Consider the following 15,610-nt stretch of genomic DNA (forward strand, 5'->3'; position numbering starts at 1 on the left):
GTTGGGGGAGAAATTTACAAAACGTCATATGCCGTTGGATAATAAGCCTTTGTGAGTAAATCTACCCTGGGCTGGGCCCTCCACGGAGACGGCAAGACAATTCAACCTGGTGCAGTTGTAGCACCTGAAGAGCGACTTAGTTGGGGTCGCACCATCGGGATCGGTATGCAGCATGTGATCGCCATGTTTGGCGCTACGCTCTTGGTGCCTACCCTTACTGGTTTCCCCGTTAATACCACTTTATTGTTCTCAGGTTTGGGGACAATGATCTTCCTTTTGGTCACCAGGAATCGCCTGCCTTCCTATTTAGGCTCGTCGTTTGGCTTTATCGCGCCCCTCATGGCGAGCCAATCCGAGGGGATCGCAGTGCAGTTAGGTGGCGTATTCGCTGCCGGTATCGCCCTCATCGCGGTGGGTTTTATTGTTAAGGCGATGGGTAAGCGGGTCATCGATATGGTGATGCCGCCGGCTGTCACGGGAGCGATCGTGGCTCTCATAGGTCTCAATCTTTCACCAGCAGCCGTCAATAATTTCCAAGAGCAGCCAGTGGTGGCATCAGTCACCCTGGCTGCAATTTTATTTTGCACGGTTGCTGGTCGCGGAATGATCGCGCGGTTGGGAATCCTTCTAGGTGTCATTATCGGCTGGTTATTTGCAGCCATAAGTGGCAATCTTTCGGAGGGGGCCCGCGAGACTATAGCTGCGGCACCATGGGTTGGTTTGCCACAATTTCATACGCCGCAGTTTACCGCTTCCGCAATCCTTATTACCCTACCGGTGGTCATTGTCCTCATCGCTGAGAATGTCGGTCATGTTAAAGCAGTCAGTGAAATGACTGGACGCGACCTCGACGACCTTGCGGGTGATGCTCTTATTGCTGATGGAATTGGTACCACCCTAGCTGGCGGCTTCGGTGGTTCCGGTACTACTACTTATGCCGAAAATATTGGTGTTATGGCTGCTACCAGGGTGTATTCAACAGCTGCGTATTGGATTGCGGCACTTACTGCCGTGATTCTAGCCTTCATTCCAAAATTTGGTGCTTTAATCTTCACGATTCCTGTCGGTGTTCTCGGTGGGGCAGCATTGGTGCTCTACGGTCTCATCGGCATGTTAGGCGTGCGAATTTGGCAAGACAATCATGTTAACTTTAACAATCCGGTTAATCTAACCGCCGCCGCTATCGCCTTGGTCGCAGGCATTGGTAATCTCACCCTTCCGATATTTGGAGTAGAACTAGAAGGCATAGCGTGGGGTTCTGTTGGCATTATTATCATCTACCCGCTATTGAAACGGGTGTATACTACCTTGGGCGAAGGCCAGAACGCACAGTTCTGAGCTGTGTTTTGATATTAGTCTTCCAACTTCTAACCCCTTGAGCTTACCCTTGGGGTCTTCCTGTCCTATACCCCGAGCCTGCTGTCGCGGCTGATTTTATTCCTCGATCCTGAGATAAATCCTGGACCCAATCGTGATCATGGTGGATATCCTTAGGGGCGACGCATGTGTAGGTGGAGTTTTGTCTCTCTTTTCTCTTGAAAAATAGGCCTTGGATAGAGGGATCGATGCGATCGTGTTGGTATATGCTGTGCTCCGCCGGCTAGTTGTCGGCTATCTACGAAAGTGGTCGCGCATATTTAGGCATGGGGTGACCCAGGATAAGTCGCACCTATTTTTCCATGTTCTATTTCTGCTGGTTACCACGGCAGATCTGGCTGTTATAGTTGGCAGGGGATTAAGTGGATCATCAGGATTAGCAAGGCCGAATGCACCGATAGGCGCCCTAGGGACTTTATAGAAGTTAGGGATATTTAAGGCAGGGTGTGCTGGAGCGTCCCTTGTATAGTCTGTTGACAATAGGCGAGGGGAGAGGTGCCAGCGCTCATATTTTATGTGCCAGATATTGTGCATCTCGTTCCTTGGGCAGCCTCCTTTAATATCGCAGTGAAAATCTTGCTACCTTATACGATATGAGCGAAAACTATCTCGAGAAAATCCACCAATTGGTTGCTGATGCTCAGGACTCCACCCGGGCGCTGGAAACCTCCAACGAGGAACAGGTTTTCGCGGAAGAATCTAAGGACGCGCAACTGCGTCGCCAACAAGCAGTGGAGGCCTGGCATCTGGTTGTTGACGCTTGTACGATCGCACTCAGCGATGACGAATATTTCGGGGAGCACAGTGGCTACGGATTCGAGGTGCCAGAGCCCACTCTGCAGGTACTGAAGATGCGCAATATGGCCTTTATACATATCCAACACCTCAAACAGCAGGAATTTGAGGTCACGGTGGATATCGCACTCATGCGTAGTCTGCTTGATGCCGCCGTGGAGCTATACAACAATTATCACCAAACGGAGCAGTTTGAGCTACGCATGATCCTCGTAGAGTTGGAATTGATGTTGTGGCGGCTAGCAGATGTGGATCTTATTCGCACTGTCCTCGACGAACACGCTCATGGTCTAGAGCAGCAATGGAATGGCGAACCTGAGCAATTTTTTATCCATGTGGACTTTTTCCGAGCCCTCAAACTGTCCTCGGGGCGCTCTATTGAGCGGGCGCGAGCGTTGGCTATTTTTGCCCGGAGATATCCCGAATTTGGAAATGAAACGAGTCTCGATCTCGTATTCGCAGCATTCCAAATCAGTATCAGTGATTTTATGGCACAACCCACCAAGGAAACAGCGGAGATCCTGTTACTGTGTTCCGAAGCTATCTCCCTGTGGGACACACTTTCGCAAGAATTCGCGCAATCTTTGGCAATCCGCAATTCCGTGGCGACAATCGCCAAAATGAGAACTCAGCTCTTCCTTGAGGAATTTCTTGAGGCTCAAGACGAGGAGATGATTGCCGAAAACCACATAGAGATTTCGGTCCTCAGACTGCATATGATGATCAGCGAAGCTGCGGAAATTGAGCTCGAGGCCAGCAATGAGTCTAATGCTTTAGTCGACGCCACGGATGAGTTCATTGGACTTATTGAGGAGACTGAAGTCTACGAGCCACTTATGATCAAAGTTCTCTACGACGTGAGTAACAAACTCATGAGCGAGGGATTCCTGCGCGCTGGGGCGCGCCTGGGAGCAGCGATTGAACCTTTACTCCGCGGTCATATGGATCTCATTCCGCCCATTTTCCATGCCCCCCTGCGGATGCTAATGATAAACAGTGCAATCATCTCCCGCGTCGACCTTCAACGCGCCTTAGGATTAATTGGGGAGATGCGTCTGGAATTAGAGATGGCAGAGTTCTCAGACGAGTTCTATTCCACATCCACTAATTTGGCAACCACTCAAGCCACCGAAATCCTCGATGATCTTGAGCTCGCTGTTTACTATCTGCTGATTAACACCGAAAACGAAGACGCGGTGACCGCCCAGGGCGTTAGCGCTGCAGAAATTCAGGTGATCAAAGGCCTCGACACAAAGCTTTCCAGCCTTGAGGAAGCACAACGTTTAAGAGACCGCGGAGCTTTTGAACCAGCCTTAGAAATCCTAGAACAGGGTGGGGCTCTCATGGGCGAGCAACGCATAGGCGGTTTGCAAACCTTGGGCGCGCAAGCGACCCAACTTCAAGGTGAGCTGCAAAAGGCTCGTGTCAGTCAAGGGAAAAAGGTGCCGAAGGTCGCAAAAAATACAATAACCGAGGGGGTAAAACGGAACTTCTTCAATAGGGAGCCTGCACTGCAGCTCTTGAGGAAATTCCTCAGGCGCAAATAAAAAACGCGGGCTCATAGTGACCCGCGTTTGTTCGATATGCCCTAGGCGTCGAGATCTTTTTCGATCAAGGCAGCGATTTTCTCTACGGCTTCAGGGTTTTCCGAAACAACCGTAACTTTGTCACCCTTCTCTGCGCCGAGGGCCATAATCATCAACGAGGACGCAGCGTCAGTTTCGTCATCGTCTTCGCCTTCAATGCTTAGGAAGATGTCCTCATCAAATTCACCAGCAGCCTCGGCAATGATGGAAGCAGGGCGGGCATGTAGGCCGACTGCGGAGCCGACAACAACGGTCTTAGAAGCCATAGGAATGGATCCTTTCAGTAAAAGTGGACGCATAACGTGCCCACCGGGTCATTAAACTCATTCTCTTGTATTAACTCAGAGCTATACGTAGCTGCGACGTTAGAAGTCGCAATTCAAGAGTCAAACTTGATTCTAGGCAATTATCGACGCTTGTGCTACCTAAGTGGGTCTTTTAAGTCCATTGGCTAATCTTTATGCGCTCCGGATGTACTCCAGCGGGGTCTGGTATCTCGGTCCCTGGCAAAGAAGCGGCGGCGCAGCCATAAGCGGTCGCCAAAGCTAGAGAGTCGGGGTAAGACAGCCCCCTAGTACGCCCCATGAGATAACCCGCCAGAGCGCAGTCACCCGCGCCGACCGTCGAGCGCACATTGATATGTGGCGCCTTAGCGAAAAATATGCCGCTTTCTGTAGCCAATATTGCTCCTGCTGCTCCGAGAGTGATCAATAGTTCCTTGACGCCGCGCTTGAGAATCTTCTGTGAAGACAAGATGATAGGTTCGATATTGTCGTCGAAGGCCTTTTTTTCCAGCATTTCCCCGGGTATTCCGATAATCTGGCCGAGTTCGAAACTATTGGGGGTGAGAAGGTCAGGCGCCGCTATCAGGAGGTTGTCGCTAACCGACTGCAAGGGAGCATCCGACGTATCAACAGCGATGTTGAGATGAGGGAATTCACCTTTGATAAGGGTGATGAGCTCCGTATAGAAAGACGGCGAGGTCCCAGGCGGCAGCGATCCGGCCAGTACCACCCAACTCGCATGATCAAGGGTGTTCAGCAGCAGGTCTACCAGTCGCAGTTGATCTCGCCTATTGAGGGATGCACCCTGGCCATTCAGCTTTGTCGTTATGCCCTTCGGGGAAGAAAGCGTGGTATTAACTCGTGTAGAACCTAAAGTTTCGAGGTTTCGGTAGGGGATCCCGGTCTGCCTGATGAGGGGGAGGAGCGGGTCAGATTTCGAACAAGGGAAAACTGCCAGAGTTCGGCGATCGGCCTTGAAGATAGCGTGGGATACGTTAATCCCTTTGCCTCCAGCTGAACTGAGTGACGTTTCCATGCGGTGCACTCCACCTGGACGCAGCTCGTCGTTTAGCAGAAAAGTTGTATCTATGCTCGGGTTGGTAGTGAGGGTGACGATCACAAAAATTACTGGCTTTCATCGAAGGCACCATGGCACAAAGCCGGGTTGCGCGTATGAAGAACAGGACAAAACGCTTTCCGTGTGGTGCTATGAGGGGCACCTGAACCGTTGCGGATCCCGCAACCTAGCTCATGGCTGAAATATCTCATAGTTGATACGGAGTTGATATCCAGCCATCGAAGCTAAGGTGCAGCTCAGTGACGCGCTGCTGAGAGGATAACAGGATCTTCCTTGAAGAGTAAGCCTTATTATTTTTAGATGTCAATTAAAACCCAACAAAGAGGGTGAGTTTTGACGCCCGAATGTGTGAATCGTATTGCTTTTTTGGGATTTTTGTGGTGTTCTGGGTTTGTTAGCTATGTAAAAGTGAGGATGAATTATATTGACAAGCGATGTGACTGGTAACACGAAATATAAAGGTACTGGTGTGGTAGGGGGTGTCCGCTACGCGAAGGCTGTATGGATCAGCGCCCGCCCCGAGCTGCCCAAAGAGTCTCCCCAGCTTGCCGAAGATCTTCGGGCGCCAGAGGTAGAGCGCTTCGCTGGAGCTGCCGATATTGTGGCCGGACGCCTACTCAGGCGCTCGGAGCATGCCGTGGGCGACGCCGCTGCTGTACTGAAGGCTACCGCAGGTATGGTAAACGACCGTGGCTGGCGCAAGCTAGTGACCAAGGGAATCAAGGGTGGACACACCGCGGAGTACGCTGTGATGGCTGCTACCGATAAATTTGTGTCCATGTTTGAAGCCGCTGGTGGTCTTATGGCCGAGCGCACCACGGACCTGAAGGATATTCGCGATCGTGTAATCGCGGAGCTTCGCGGTGAACCAGAGCCTGGGCTCCCCGATGTCGATGAGCGCGTGGTGCTATTCGCCGATGATCTTTCTCCAGCAGATACCGCGGCGCTTGATACTAAATACTTCGTCGGTTTAGTCACGGAATTAGGCGGTCCTACCTCTCATACTGCCATCATTGCACGCCAGCTCAACGTGCCGTGCATTGTCGCAGCTGGATCAGAAATCACCGATATCAAAGCCGGAACGCACGTACTGGTGGACGGTTACCTGGGAACTATCGAGGTAGAGCCTCATCCGGAGACTGCTCAAGCAGCAGAGCGCAAGTCGGATGAATTAGCTGAGTGGGTCTCCAAGTGGCGAGGTCCGGCACAAACCAAGGACGGCTATGCTGTTCAGCTGTTGGCCAATGTGCAAGACGGTAAAGCCGCTCGCATTGCAGCTGAGGAATCACAAGCTGAGGGAGTCGGTCTATTCCGAACTGAGTTGTGTTTCCTGAATGCCACCGAAGAACCAAGTGTTGATGAGCAAGCCGACATTTACCGAAAGGTCCTCGAACAGTTCCCGGACTCCAAAGTAGTTGTACGCACCTTGGATGCTGGTTCTGATAAGCCTATAGCTTTTGCATCCCTTATTGACGAGACTAACCCAGCTCTGGGCGTTCGTGGTTTGCGCATCGCCTTGTCTAATGAATCACTGATGACCCGTCAGCTCGACGCTATTGCACAAGCTGCTCGTGAACTAGGCCGTGACGAGTCCGCTCCGACGTGGGTAATGGCTCCAATGGTAGCCACAACTCGAGAGGCCAAGTGGTTCTCAGATTTGTGCCGCGAGCGTGGCCTCGTCGCAGGTGCCATGATTGAGGTTCCGGCGGCTGCCCTTATGGCAGATAAAATCATGCAGTATCTAGACTTCGTCTCCATTGGCACCAATGATCTGACACAGTATACGATGGCCGCCGACAGGTTGTCTCCTCAGCTCGCCTATCTCACGGATCCATGGCAGCCAGCCGTGCTGCGTTTGATCGATCTCACGTGCAAGGAAGGCCAGCGGACGAATACCGCTGTTGGCGTTTGCGGTGAGGCAGCAGCAGATCCCATGCTTGCATGCGTGCTCACCGGTTTAGGTGTGAACTCGCTATCAACCGCTGCGACAGCTATCGCCGGAGTGGGTGCACAGCTAGCAGCCGTTGATTTTGAGACCTGCCAGAGAGCTGCTCAGGCTGCTCTCCACGCAGACGGTGCTAAGGATGCCCGCGCCAAGGTGCGTGACATCCTCGAAGGTTAGAACTAATCCCGCTAGTAGCTATGACTAGCGGGATATTTTTGTGCCTAGTCTGCGATTACTACCTCTATATTGTTTTCCTTCAGTGCTTTTACAAAGGATTCGGGGGCATTGGAATCAGTGATGATAACATCGATATCTGCAATCGAACCAAAGCTCACGAGATAATCTGTACCCATTTTAGTCGAGTCGCACAGGACGACGATCTTGCGTGCATTGGTGATCATGGCGGATTTAATAGCAGCCTCTTGCGCGTCCGCTGTCGAGAGACCGTGATCAAGCGTGAGGGCATTAGTCCCTATAAACGCAACCTCAGCACGCAGCAGTGCGAGGGTTCTTAGTGCGGTATCACCGACAACTGCCTGGGTAATTGAGCGAACGCTGCCTCCGAGTAGCTGGATTTCGTCGAGACCTGAATTGGCCAAATTAAGAGCAATGGACAAAGAATTAGTGACGATCGCCCATTGCTTGGCTTGGGGTTGTAGCGCGATGATATCTGCCAGGGCTGCTGTTGTTGTACCGGCATCAAGGAATATTCCTCCCTGTGAAGGCGGAAGGAATCTGACCGCTGCTTGTGCGATGGAATTTTTTGCCCCCGAGGCGGAACGGGCTCGGGTATCGAGGGGATATTCAGTGGTTTGAAAAGTCTGGTTCGCCACCGCGCCTCCGTGGACCCGGTGGACGACACCCTCGCGATCTAAAACCGCAAGATCACGTCTGATTGTCTCGGCAGTGACATTAAAGCGTGCGGCTAATTCGGTGACGTTAACTCGTCCTTCCACAGCGGTAAGAGAAGCAATTTGGCGGCGGCGTTCTTCTGAATACATGGTCTCAATCACTCCTCATATTGCCCCGAGCATGTGCGGCGGGTGCCCTAGAAACGGGCATAGGCCTGCGAGAAATAATGCCCGTTTTCTTTTTGTTTGGAAAATTCCTCCCTTTATTCTTGCATGTTTATGTGGGGAAAATCAGAAGTGGCCGTGCGATCACGACCTAAAAACCACACCTATACCTCTACGAGGCCGCTCAAATTGACTCATCTAGCTGGGGAAAAACTGATAAACACACTAGTTCTTTGTTTATGTTGTTTCCTGTGATTTCACTGACAATTCCGTTTCGGGGGTAATGTTTGTACCCCCGCAGGGTTCGGGCGGTAGTTCCTAAAAGGTGCGAAATACCGAGACGACCTTTCCCAAGATTTCGGTTTCGGGAGTTGCGGGGATGGGGTCGAAGACTGGGTTGTGTGGCAGCAGCCAGATGCCGGTTCGATCTTTTCTGAACTCCTTGACCGTAGCTTCCCCATCGATCATAGCCGCCACAAACTCGCCGTTATTGGCAACAGGCTGAGATCGGATGATGATATAGTCGCCGTCCAGTATTCCGGCGTCTTGCATGGACTCGCCAACGACCTGGAGCATGAAGAGGTCGCCATCACCTACAAAATCTTTGGGGACAGGGTAGTAGGTGTCGATATTTTCCTCGGCTAGAATCGGGTTGCCTGCCGCAATCGCCCCGACGAGCGGTATATAGGAAGTATGTGCACGATCACTCTCGTCTTGAACACTGATGGGTTGAGAATCCTTCTTGGCGGCAGTGCGCTGTGGAGAGAGGTTGACCTTGATATCAACAGCACGCGGCTTATTTGCATCCCTTTTTATATAGCCCTTGCGCTCGAGCTCTCTGAGTTGATAGGCAACAGAGGAAGTGGACTGCAAGCCAGTGGCATCCCCAATTTCTCGGATGCTGGGCGGGTAGCCGCGCAGAACCAGAGCGTCGTTGATGACTTGGAGGATGGTCTCCTGGCGCTTTGATAATTTCTCCCGAGCTAGAGTGCCAGAAATTTTGGTTGCGTCGGAGGTCTTCTTGGAGGCCATAATGCGCTTTCCTTGAGTGGGTTGGTCCTCGCGAGTTGACTCGCCAAGGTATTCGATTATTTAGTTTAGGGCACCGTGTTCGATTGTGCGAGTTTAGATGTAAAGAACTCCGAATTATTAGAACGCACTTACTATTTGCGCGATAGTGTTCGAAAAATCTTCGCCCACCCAAGGCGTTCCTGAGCAGCAAAAAAATGAGATTTCACACTTGTATATTGACATATCTCTCGAACATGAGCATAATTCGAACATAGTTGCTAAATGGATAGTATTGAGCCCCGCTTTGGATCTGTGGGGACGTTAAATTCGAACATAACTGTTAGAAATAGATCATGAGTCCAGACCCGGTGATTTTAGCGAGATATAAGGAGCCACACCATGACGATATTAGAACCATTGAACAAGGCAGATGCTGTTATGGTTCCTCCGGCTGAGGTTTGGGATGGAGGAGCTATTCGATCGCTCACGCATAGTAGTAGCGGACCTCGTTATATACGCACGTTGTCTTATTCGCTCGTATCCAACCCCTTCGAGCATGAGCCGCAGCGCGGTACAACCTATCCGGAGATAGTTTCTCACGACGAAGGTGATAGCGCTTGGAAAAATTATATTGCGGGTGGCATCTTTGGTCTTTTCATATTCTTCGGACTGCTCGTCGCTAACGACGAGGGGGCTAGTAGCCAACCCGACGGGGAAAGTGCATATGCCGTCGCTTCCTATTCCTCGATTCCGCTGGGTGGTTAAATCGGGGCGGTCTATGATGTAGGTAAATATCGCTTTTTATCCGAAAAGGTATGAGTACGACTATGCACTGCCCCTTCTGTCAATATGAGCAATCAAAAGTGATCGACTCTCGGGTCGCCGAATCTGGTGCGGCGATTCGACGCCGGCGCGAGTGCATGTCGTGTGGCGGGCGCTTTACCACGGTAGAAAAAGCTCAACTACTCGTGATGAAGCGGAACGGCCTCACTGAACCCTTTAGTAGGGAAAAGGTGATTGTTGGAGTTCGAAGAGCATGCCAGGGGCGCGATGTGGGCGATGATGCTTTGAAGCTTCTTGCGCAGCAAGTGGAGGCCACTGTCCGGTCGCACGGTTCCTCGCAGATTCACGCCAATGATATTGGTTTGGCTATTCTCGATCCACTGCGAGAACTCGATGAGGTGGCCTATCTTCGATTTGCTTCGGTTTATAAATCGTTCGAATCAGCTGCCGACTTTGAGGCTGAGATTCGCCTGATGCATCGCCGCGAGCGCGAGGCTGAAAACAACTAAAAAGATCCAAGGGATGGAGGGAGTATGCCCCCATCCCTTTTAAATTTATGTCAGGCGAGTGATAGCTTTACTAATTTTTGCTTCTGAGACCTTTTCCGCTGTGCCTAATCGCTGAGCAAAGAAACTGACGCGTAACTCCTGGATGAGCCACTGAATATCTTTGACCTCACGTGACCGTCGCCGCGCTGGGGGGAGGTTCTCGATGCGAAGTGATAACTGATCTTCAAGCTTTTCAATTCGATGCTGATACTCTGCATCTCGATCGGGGTTGGCCGCCATATCATCGAGCCGATATTGCATGGCTTTGAGATACCGGGGAAGGTGTCGCAGACGTCTTATCCCATAAATCGTTAGCGCTTGTGCTGGTAGCAAGAACGCTAATTGCTTCCTCATATCCTCGATGGCCTCGCCGGTCCAGTTGTGTAGCTCTGCAGAAACAGCCAAGTATTCGACCAGTCCTGGTGCAATATCTACAATCATCCTGCGCACCCTAGACGGAGCATCATTTCTGATGAGAGCCTCTAATTGCTGGTATCTCTCTGGGTCTCGCACCGGGCCACCGTGATCGATAAGTGCATCTCGAATTGCTGCGATACGAGCATCGTTGACGAGTCCGTGCGAACCTCCATGGGGATAATTCTCCACCGCTACCCGTTGCTTGAGACTAAGTCCATTAAGCATCCTTTGATCGTTGACGTTAATGGCCCGCATCAACAGGGTCATCGTACTGGTCATCATCGCCTGCTCAGCTTCGGCCCGGGTGCCCATCGCCTGAATAGCTACGCCCTTTTCAGTAACTACTAATGCGGGATAGGTGGTCACGGGCAGTCCGTCGACCGTGGCAGCCGCTTCCTCGGCGATAGTTCCTAAAGTGTCGGCAGCCCACGTCTGTGAAATGCGGGTATTGACGTTTTGGGAAATATTTGCCACGGAGGACTTGATTTGATCCGAACGCCGCTTTTTTAGACGAGTGAGATTGCGGTCGTGATCAATGACCTTCCCGCGACGATCGATCGCGGCGTAATTCACTTTGAGGTGATCAGGAACTTTTTCCCAATCAAATGCGCTAGGGCTTAAACCTTGGGCACCTAACTTTCCTAGTTGCTCTGATAACTGTGCGGTTAACGGAGTAGAAAGTCTGGCATCGAGGAGGGGGAGAACTTTTTTCGCAAACTCTGGAGCTGGAACGATTTGTCGCCGCAGAGGTTTGGGTAGCGATCTGATTAATTCAGTGATGAGCTCTTCGCGTAGACCAGGAACAAGCCACTGAAATGGATCTGGGTCGAGTCCAGCCAGCAGCGGCACCGGGACATAAACCGTGAGGCCATCATTATGGCTGCCGGGATCGAACTCGTAACTGAGTTCCAGCTTCATATCTTTAAGGTGCCAGAAGCTTGGGTAAAGGTCCTCGGTGATATCGCGGGCTTGTTCGTTGACCAAATTCTCGGGATTGAAGTCTAAAAGATGCGGATTTTTCGCCCGATTCCGCTTCCACCAATTATCAAAAGAGCGCCCCGAAGCAATATGTTCAGGGATTCGTTGCTCGTAGAAATCGAAGAGCGTGTCTTCGTCCACGACGATATCGCGTCGGCGAGCGCGGCTTTCGATGTCCTGTGCGCGGTCAAGTTTTTCCCTATTCTCGTGGAAGAAAGAATGGTGAGTGGTCCATTCGCCCTGTACCAGAGCGTGGCGAATGAAGATATCCCGGGCAGCTCGCAGATCAACTCGGTGATAGGGGACAAGCCGGTCGATGACAACAGGAACTCCGTAGAGAGTGGACTTTTGGTACGCCATCGCTGCCGTCTTTTTTGCCGACCAGTGCGGCTCCGAATACTGATGCTTGAGAAGCGGGCCACCTAATTTTTCCACCCACCGTGGATCTATTTCCGCAACATCGCGGGCCCAGAGACGCGACGTTTCTACGAGTTCGCCAGCCATCACGCACGGCGCCTTCGAAGAACTGAGCGCGGATCCGGGGAAAATCATGAACCGAGTATTGCGGGAGCCTCGGTATTCTTTGCTGTCCAGCTCTCGTATACCGATATGGGAGAGAAGACCCGATAATAGAGATTGGTGCAAGGCATCAGTCTGATTTTGGTCTATGAGCAAGTCGTGTGACTGAGAAAGTCCCTGCTTTTTTCCCCGAACAAAATCACTGAGCTCCTGCACAGTAGAAAGGTTCCACCCTAATTGGGAGCAGATATTTATCAGCTGGTGAACTAAGTCAAACCATTCTCTAATGCGCATATAGTTGAGATATTCTCGGGATACACGCTTGCGGAATTGGTTGCCAGATAATTCTTGGCGAATCGTTGCCAGATATTCCCACAGATTGAGATAGGTCGAGAAGTCGGATTTCTTATCTTTAAATCGGGCATGGAGTTGATCCGCCTGAGCTTGGCTGTCGAAGGGACGCTCGCGAATTTCTTGGATACTCATGGCGGCTACGACGATCAGGGCCTCTTTCAGGCACCCCAGTTTATACGCTTCAACGAGCATACGGGCCATACGTGGGTCGAGCGGGATGCGAGCCACGTCTCGACCAATTGGGGTAAGTTTATAGCTCCCATTTGCTGTTTCCGTCTGTTCGAGGGCGTTGAGTTCATGCAGCAGCAATACTCCGTCCCGGATGGCCTTGGTATCGGGGGCTTCGATAAAAGGGAAGTCCTCGATATCGCCAAGGTTGAGAGCTGACATTTGGAGAATAACGCTGGCTAGATTCGTTCTCAGAATTTCAGGATCGGTAAATTCGGGGCGAGATTGGAAATCTTGCTCCGAGTACAGCCGTATAGCTACACCGTCGGCTACACGTCCACATCGGCCGGATCGTTGGTTAGCGGAAGCCTGGGATATCGGTTCTATAGGCAGCCGCTGGACTTTGGTGCGAACCGAATATCGCGAGATTCGTGCTGTGCCAGTGTCAATCACGTAGTGAATCCCTGGAACTGTGAGGGATGTTTCGGCGATATTGGTTGCTAAGACTATGCGCCTGATGGAATGTGGGCTAAAGACCTTGTGTTGCTCATTATTAGATAGGCGTCCGAAGAGCGGAACGACCTCTACACGTGGCCACCCTCGGCCCTCAATTGCCTCGAGTGCTTCTCGGATATCGGCCTCGCCGGCGAAGAAACATAGGATATCGCCCTCACCGTAGCCCATAAGTTCCTCGATAGCGAGAAGAAGCCCATCGAGAGGATCCACTTCTACCGTTCGATCTGCTTCGACCAATTCCAAGGGGCGGTAGAGAATGTCCACGGGGTAGATTCGCCCCGATACCTCAATAATGGGTGCGGGCTTATCAGGCGAGGGTCCAAAATGACGCGCGAAGCGTTCGGGATCAATGGTTGCGGAGGTGATAATCACCTTAAGGTCTGGGCGCTTAGGCAAAAGCTGTTTGAGATAGCCGAGCAGGAAGTCAATATTGAGACTCCGCTCGTGTGCCTCGTCGATAATGATGGTGTCGTAGTTGTTGAGATAGCGGTCTCGTTGCATTTCGGCCAGCAAGATACCGTCCGTCATCAGTTTGACAGCGGTCGCTGGCCCAACCGAATCGTCGTAGCGGATGGCATAACCCACGGTTTCGCCTACACGTTGGCCGAGTTCTTGGGCTATTCGTTCCGCTACGGTTCGTGCTGCTAGTCGACGGGGCTGGGTATGCCCGATGAGCCCCCGTCGCCCGCGCCCTAAATCTAGGCATATTTTGGGCAATTGCGTGGTTTTACCTGAGCCAGTTTCGCCAGCGATAATAACGACCTGGTGATCGCGGATCGCTGCCGCTATATCGTCTCTACGGCCGGAAACAGGAAGGCTAGCAGGGTAGACAATGTCGGGTACGAGCATACTGCGCGAATGGACGAGTTTTTCGGCGCGGGTGATATCATTCTCGATCGCACAAAGGGCCTTCAGGCTGCGTGCTTTTTTAAGTCTGATACCAAAAACTCGGGCATCACTTAGGCTCACATTATCCAAGCGAGCTCGAAGCGTATCTCTTAGCTGCGAGTGCGCTGGATCTAGCTGTGTCTGATTGCGTCGCCGGCGACCTCGCTGATTTGTGTTGTGGTCATGTGATGTAGGTATAGACATAGTTGCTAAATCACTTTAGTGTATGGAAAGGGTGGCGCCCATTTTAAGGGCCTCACATTGAGGGGTGGTGCCAGCAGTGGTGAAAGTTTTTGGATACCCTTATATCCGTATTCGTATTTCACGTAACAGGAAGGCATAAATCATGACAGACAAGCACGAGCCACCATTAGGTGAAGATCCAGGTTCTGAGGGTTTCCAGCACCCGGAGAATGCTCAACCGTATAGCGAAAATCCATATGGCTACTACGGTGATGGCACCTCAGCCGGCTTTTCCGATCCTGTCCAGGATCGGCCAGATAAGATCAACCCCTACACTGAAACACGCATGGTGACTCGGGACAAGGGCCTCGATATCATGATGGCCTTTAGCTACGCCTTCAAGGCTACGTTTGCTAAGCCTTTACTCTGGATCGGCGGGGCGGCGCTCTTTCTCCTGCTGAGCCTGATTGTCGGTATAGCGTACGGTGTCTTAGGGTTTTACAGCTCAGGTGGGATGATCGCTGACCCCAACGCGGTTGATGGAGCTATCTATGAGGTACAAGCAGAGGATTCGCTGAGTTCGACCCTCCTCACATTTGGGATCTCCCTAATCATTGCTGCACTTTCCCCATTCTTGCTGGCTCTCCTCCTTGACCAGATTGATGGTCGCCCATTGAGCTGGGCAGGAATGAAAGAGCGCACTAACTATGTTCCTGTTTTCCTTGTGGCGCTTCTTGTAAGCCTGATTATTCAGGTACCAACGCTTCTCATTCAAGTAGCTCTCGGTGCTAACTCCTCCACGATGTTTGTTGATCCAGAAACTGGCCTCCCCACAGTGGCCATTGGGGCTCTTATTACGACCGTGTTGGTTTCTAACTTGTGGCTCTTTATTGCCTCGCTGTTCTTAAGCTTCTGTGAGTATTTGGTTGCTGATCGCCGCGATTCGGTAATTGGTTCCATCGGCACGTCAATCTCAATTGTTCTGAAGAACTTTTTCCCAGTTTTAGGAGCCACCCTTCTCATTGGTTTAGTAGCCGGTCTGGGAACTATCGTGACCTGCGGTTTGGGCGCAGTCATTCTGTTGCCCGCCATATACCATTTTTCCGTGCATATGTATCGGCAGCTTGCTCACGGAGAGTACCCGGAGATGTAGAAAAAAATTGC

The 15,610-nt window shown here is 51.6% G+C and carries 11 protein-coding genes; 6 read left to right on the forward strand and 5 right to left on the reverse strand.

Annotated elements, in window-relative coordinates; translation table 11 throughout:
* Positions 1–51 precede the first annotated feature (51 nt).
* Together NXT01_RS00985 and NXT01_RS00990 are read left to right on the forward strand one after the other, a co-directional pair.
* Entirely contained in the window at positions 52–1,338 is a 1,287-nt protein-coding gene (locus NXT01_RS00985) for a uracil-xanthine permease family protein (RefSeq protein ID WP_259076458.1), read from the forward strand.
* Positions 1,339–1,970: 632 nt separating this feature from the next.
* Complete coding sequence (locus tag NXT01_RS00990) at positions 1,971–3,719, forward strand: hypothetical protein (RefSeq protein WP_259076460.1); 1,749 nt, start codon at positions 1,971–1,973, stop codon at positions 3,717–3,719.
* Between the two features lie 41 nt (positions 3,720–3,760).
* Here NXT01_RS00990 and NXT01_RS00995 read toward each other — a convergent pair whose 3' ends face one another.
* Together NXT01_RS00995 and NXT01_RS01000 are read right to left on the reverse strand one after the other, a co-directional pair.
* Positions 3,761–4,024 carry an HPr family phosphocarrier protein gene (locus tag NXT01_RS00995; protein ID WP_259076462.1) on the reverse strand — a complete coding sequence of 88 codons (264 nt, stop codon included), beginning with the start codon at positions 4,022–4,024 and terminating at the stop codon, positions 3,761–3,763.
* A gap of 172 nt (positions 4,025–4,196) precedes the next feature.
* A complete protein-coding gene (locus NXT01_RS01000; RefSeq protein ID WP_259076464.1) occupies positions 4,197–5,162 on the reverse strand; it encodes a 1-phosphofructokinase family hexose kinase in 966 nt (321 codons plus the stop codon).
* A gap of 394 nt (positions 5,163–5,556) precedes the next feature.
* Between NXT01_RS01000 and ptsP the strand changes: the two genes are divergently transcribed.
* Positions 5,557–7,242, forward strand: coding sequence for a phosphoenolpyruvate--protein phosphotransferase (ptsP, locus tag NXT01_RS01005; RefSeq protein WP_396124686.1), 1,686 nt, complete (start codon positions 5,557–5,559; stop codon positions 7,240–7,242).
* Positions 7,243–7,286: 44 nt separating this feature from the next.
* On the opposite strand, the gene NXT01_RS01010 is transcribed toward ptsP, so the two are convergent.
* Together NXT01_RS01010 and lexA are read right to left on the reverse strand one after the other, a co-directional pair.
* Complete coding sequence (locus NXT01_RS01010; RefSeq protein WP_259076466.1) at positions 7,287–8,066, reverse strand: DeoR/GlpR family DNA-binding transcription regulator; 780 nt, start codon at positions 8,064–8,066, stop codon at positions 7,287–7,289.
* Between the two features lie 333 nt (positions 8,067–8,399).
* On the reverse strand, positions 8,400–9,113 hold the full coding sequence (lexA, locus tag NXT01_RS01015) for a transcriptional repressor LexA (RefSeq protein ID WP_259076468.1): 714 nt from the start codon (positions 9,111–9,113) through the stop codon (positions 8,400–8,402).
* Positions 9,114–9,491: 378 nt separating this feature from the next.
* On the opposite strand from lexA, the gene NXT01_RS01020 reads away from it, so the two are divergent.
* Both NXT01_RS01020 and nrdR read left to right on the forward strand, forming a co-directional pair.
* Positions 9,492–9,857: a hypothetical protein gene (locus NXT01_RS01020; protein ID WP_259076470.1), complete on the forward strand. Its 366-nt coding sequence runs from the start codon at positions 9,492–9,494 to the stop codon at positions 9,855–9,857.
* A gap of 62 nt (positions 9,858–9,919) precedes the next feature.
* Positions 9,920–10,384 carry a transcriptional regulator NrdR gene (nrdR, locus tag NXT01_RS01025; protein ID WP_259077094.1) on the forward strand — a complete coding sequence of 155 codons (465 nt, stop codon included), beginning with the start codon at positions 9,920–9,922 and terminating at the stop codon, positions 10,382–10,384.
* Between the two features lie 45 nt (positions 10,385–10,429).
* Here the strand turns inward: nrdR and hrpA are convergent, their stop codons facing one another.
* Positions 10,430–14,467 (reverse strand): ATP-dependent RNA helicase HrpA, encoded by a 4,038-nt coding sequence (gene hrpA, locus NXT01_RS01030; protein ID WP_259076472.1) that lies wholly within the window; start codon positions 14,465–14,467, stop codon positions 10,430–10,432.
* Positions 14,468–14,609: 142 nt separating this feature from the next.
* Between hrpA and NXT01_RS01035 the strand changes: the two genes are divergently transcribed.
* Complete coding sequence (locus tag NXT01_RS01035; RefSeq protein ID WP_259076474.1) at positions 14,610–15,599, forward strand: hypothetical protein; 990 nt, start codon at positions 14,610–14,612, stop codon at positions 15,597–15,599.
* Positions 15,600–15,610: the final 11 nt, after the last annotated feature.

Origin of the sequence: Corynebacterium sp. ES2775-CONJ (genome assembly GCF_024814515.1) — a bacterium.
GTDB lineage: Bacteria > Actinomycetota > Actinomycetes > Mycobacteriales > Mycobacteriaceae > Corynebacterium.

What these genes read in the sequence shown, in the direction of transcription:
- NXT01_RS00990 (WP_259076460.1), top strand. Translation starts at nt 1,971, where the DNA reads ATGAGCGAAAACTATCTCGAGAAAATCCACCAATTGGTTGCTGATGCT.
- NXT01_RS00995 (WP_259076462.1), bottom strand. Translation starts at nt 4,024, where the DNA reads ATGGCTTCTAAGACCGTTGTTGTCGGCTCCGCAGTCGGCCTACATGCC.
- NXT01_RS01010 (WP_259076466.1), bottom strand. Translation starts at nt 8,066, where the DNA reads ATGTATTCAGAAGAACGCCGCCGCCAAATTGCTTCTCTTACCGCTGTG.
- lexA (WP_259076468.1), bottom strand. Translation starts at nt 9,113, where the DNA reads ATGGCCTCCAAGAAGACCTCCGACGCAACCAAAATTTCTGGCACTCTA.
- NXT01_RS01020 (WP_259076470.1), top strand. Translation starts at nt 9,492, where the DNA reads ATGACGATATTAGAACCATTGAACAAGGCAGATGCTGTTATGGTTCCT.
- nrdR (WP_259077094.1), top strand. Translation starts at nt 9,920, where the DNA reads ATGCACTGCCCCTTCTGTCAATATGAGCAATCAAAAGTGATCGACTCT.
- hrpA (WP_259076472.1), bottom strand. Translation starts at nt 14,467, where the DNA reads ATGTCTATACCTACATCACATGACCACAACACAAATCAGCGAGGTCGC.
- NXT01_RS01035 (WP_259076474.1), top strand. Translation starts at nt 14,610, where the DNA reads ATGACAGACAAGCACGAGCCACCATTAGGTGAAGATCCAGGTTCTGAG.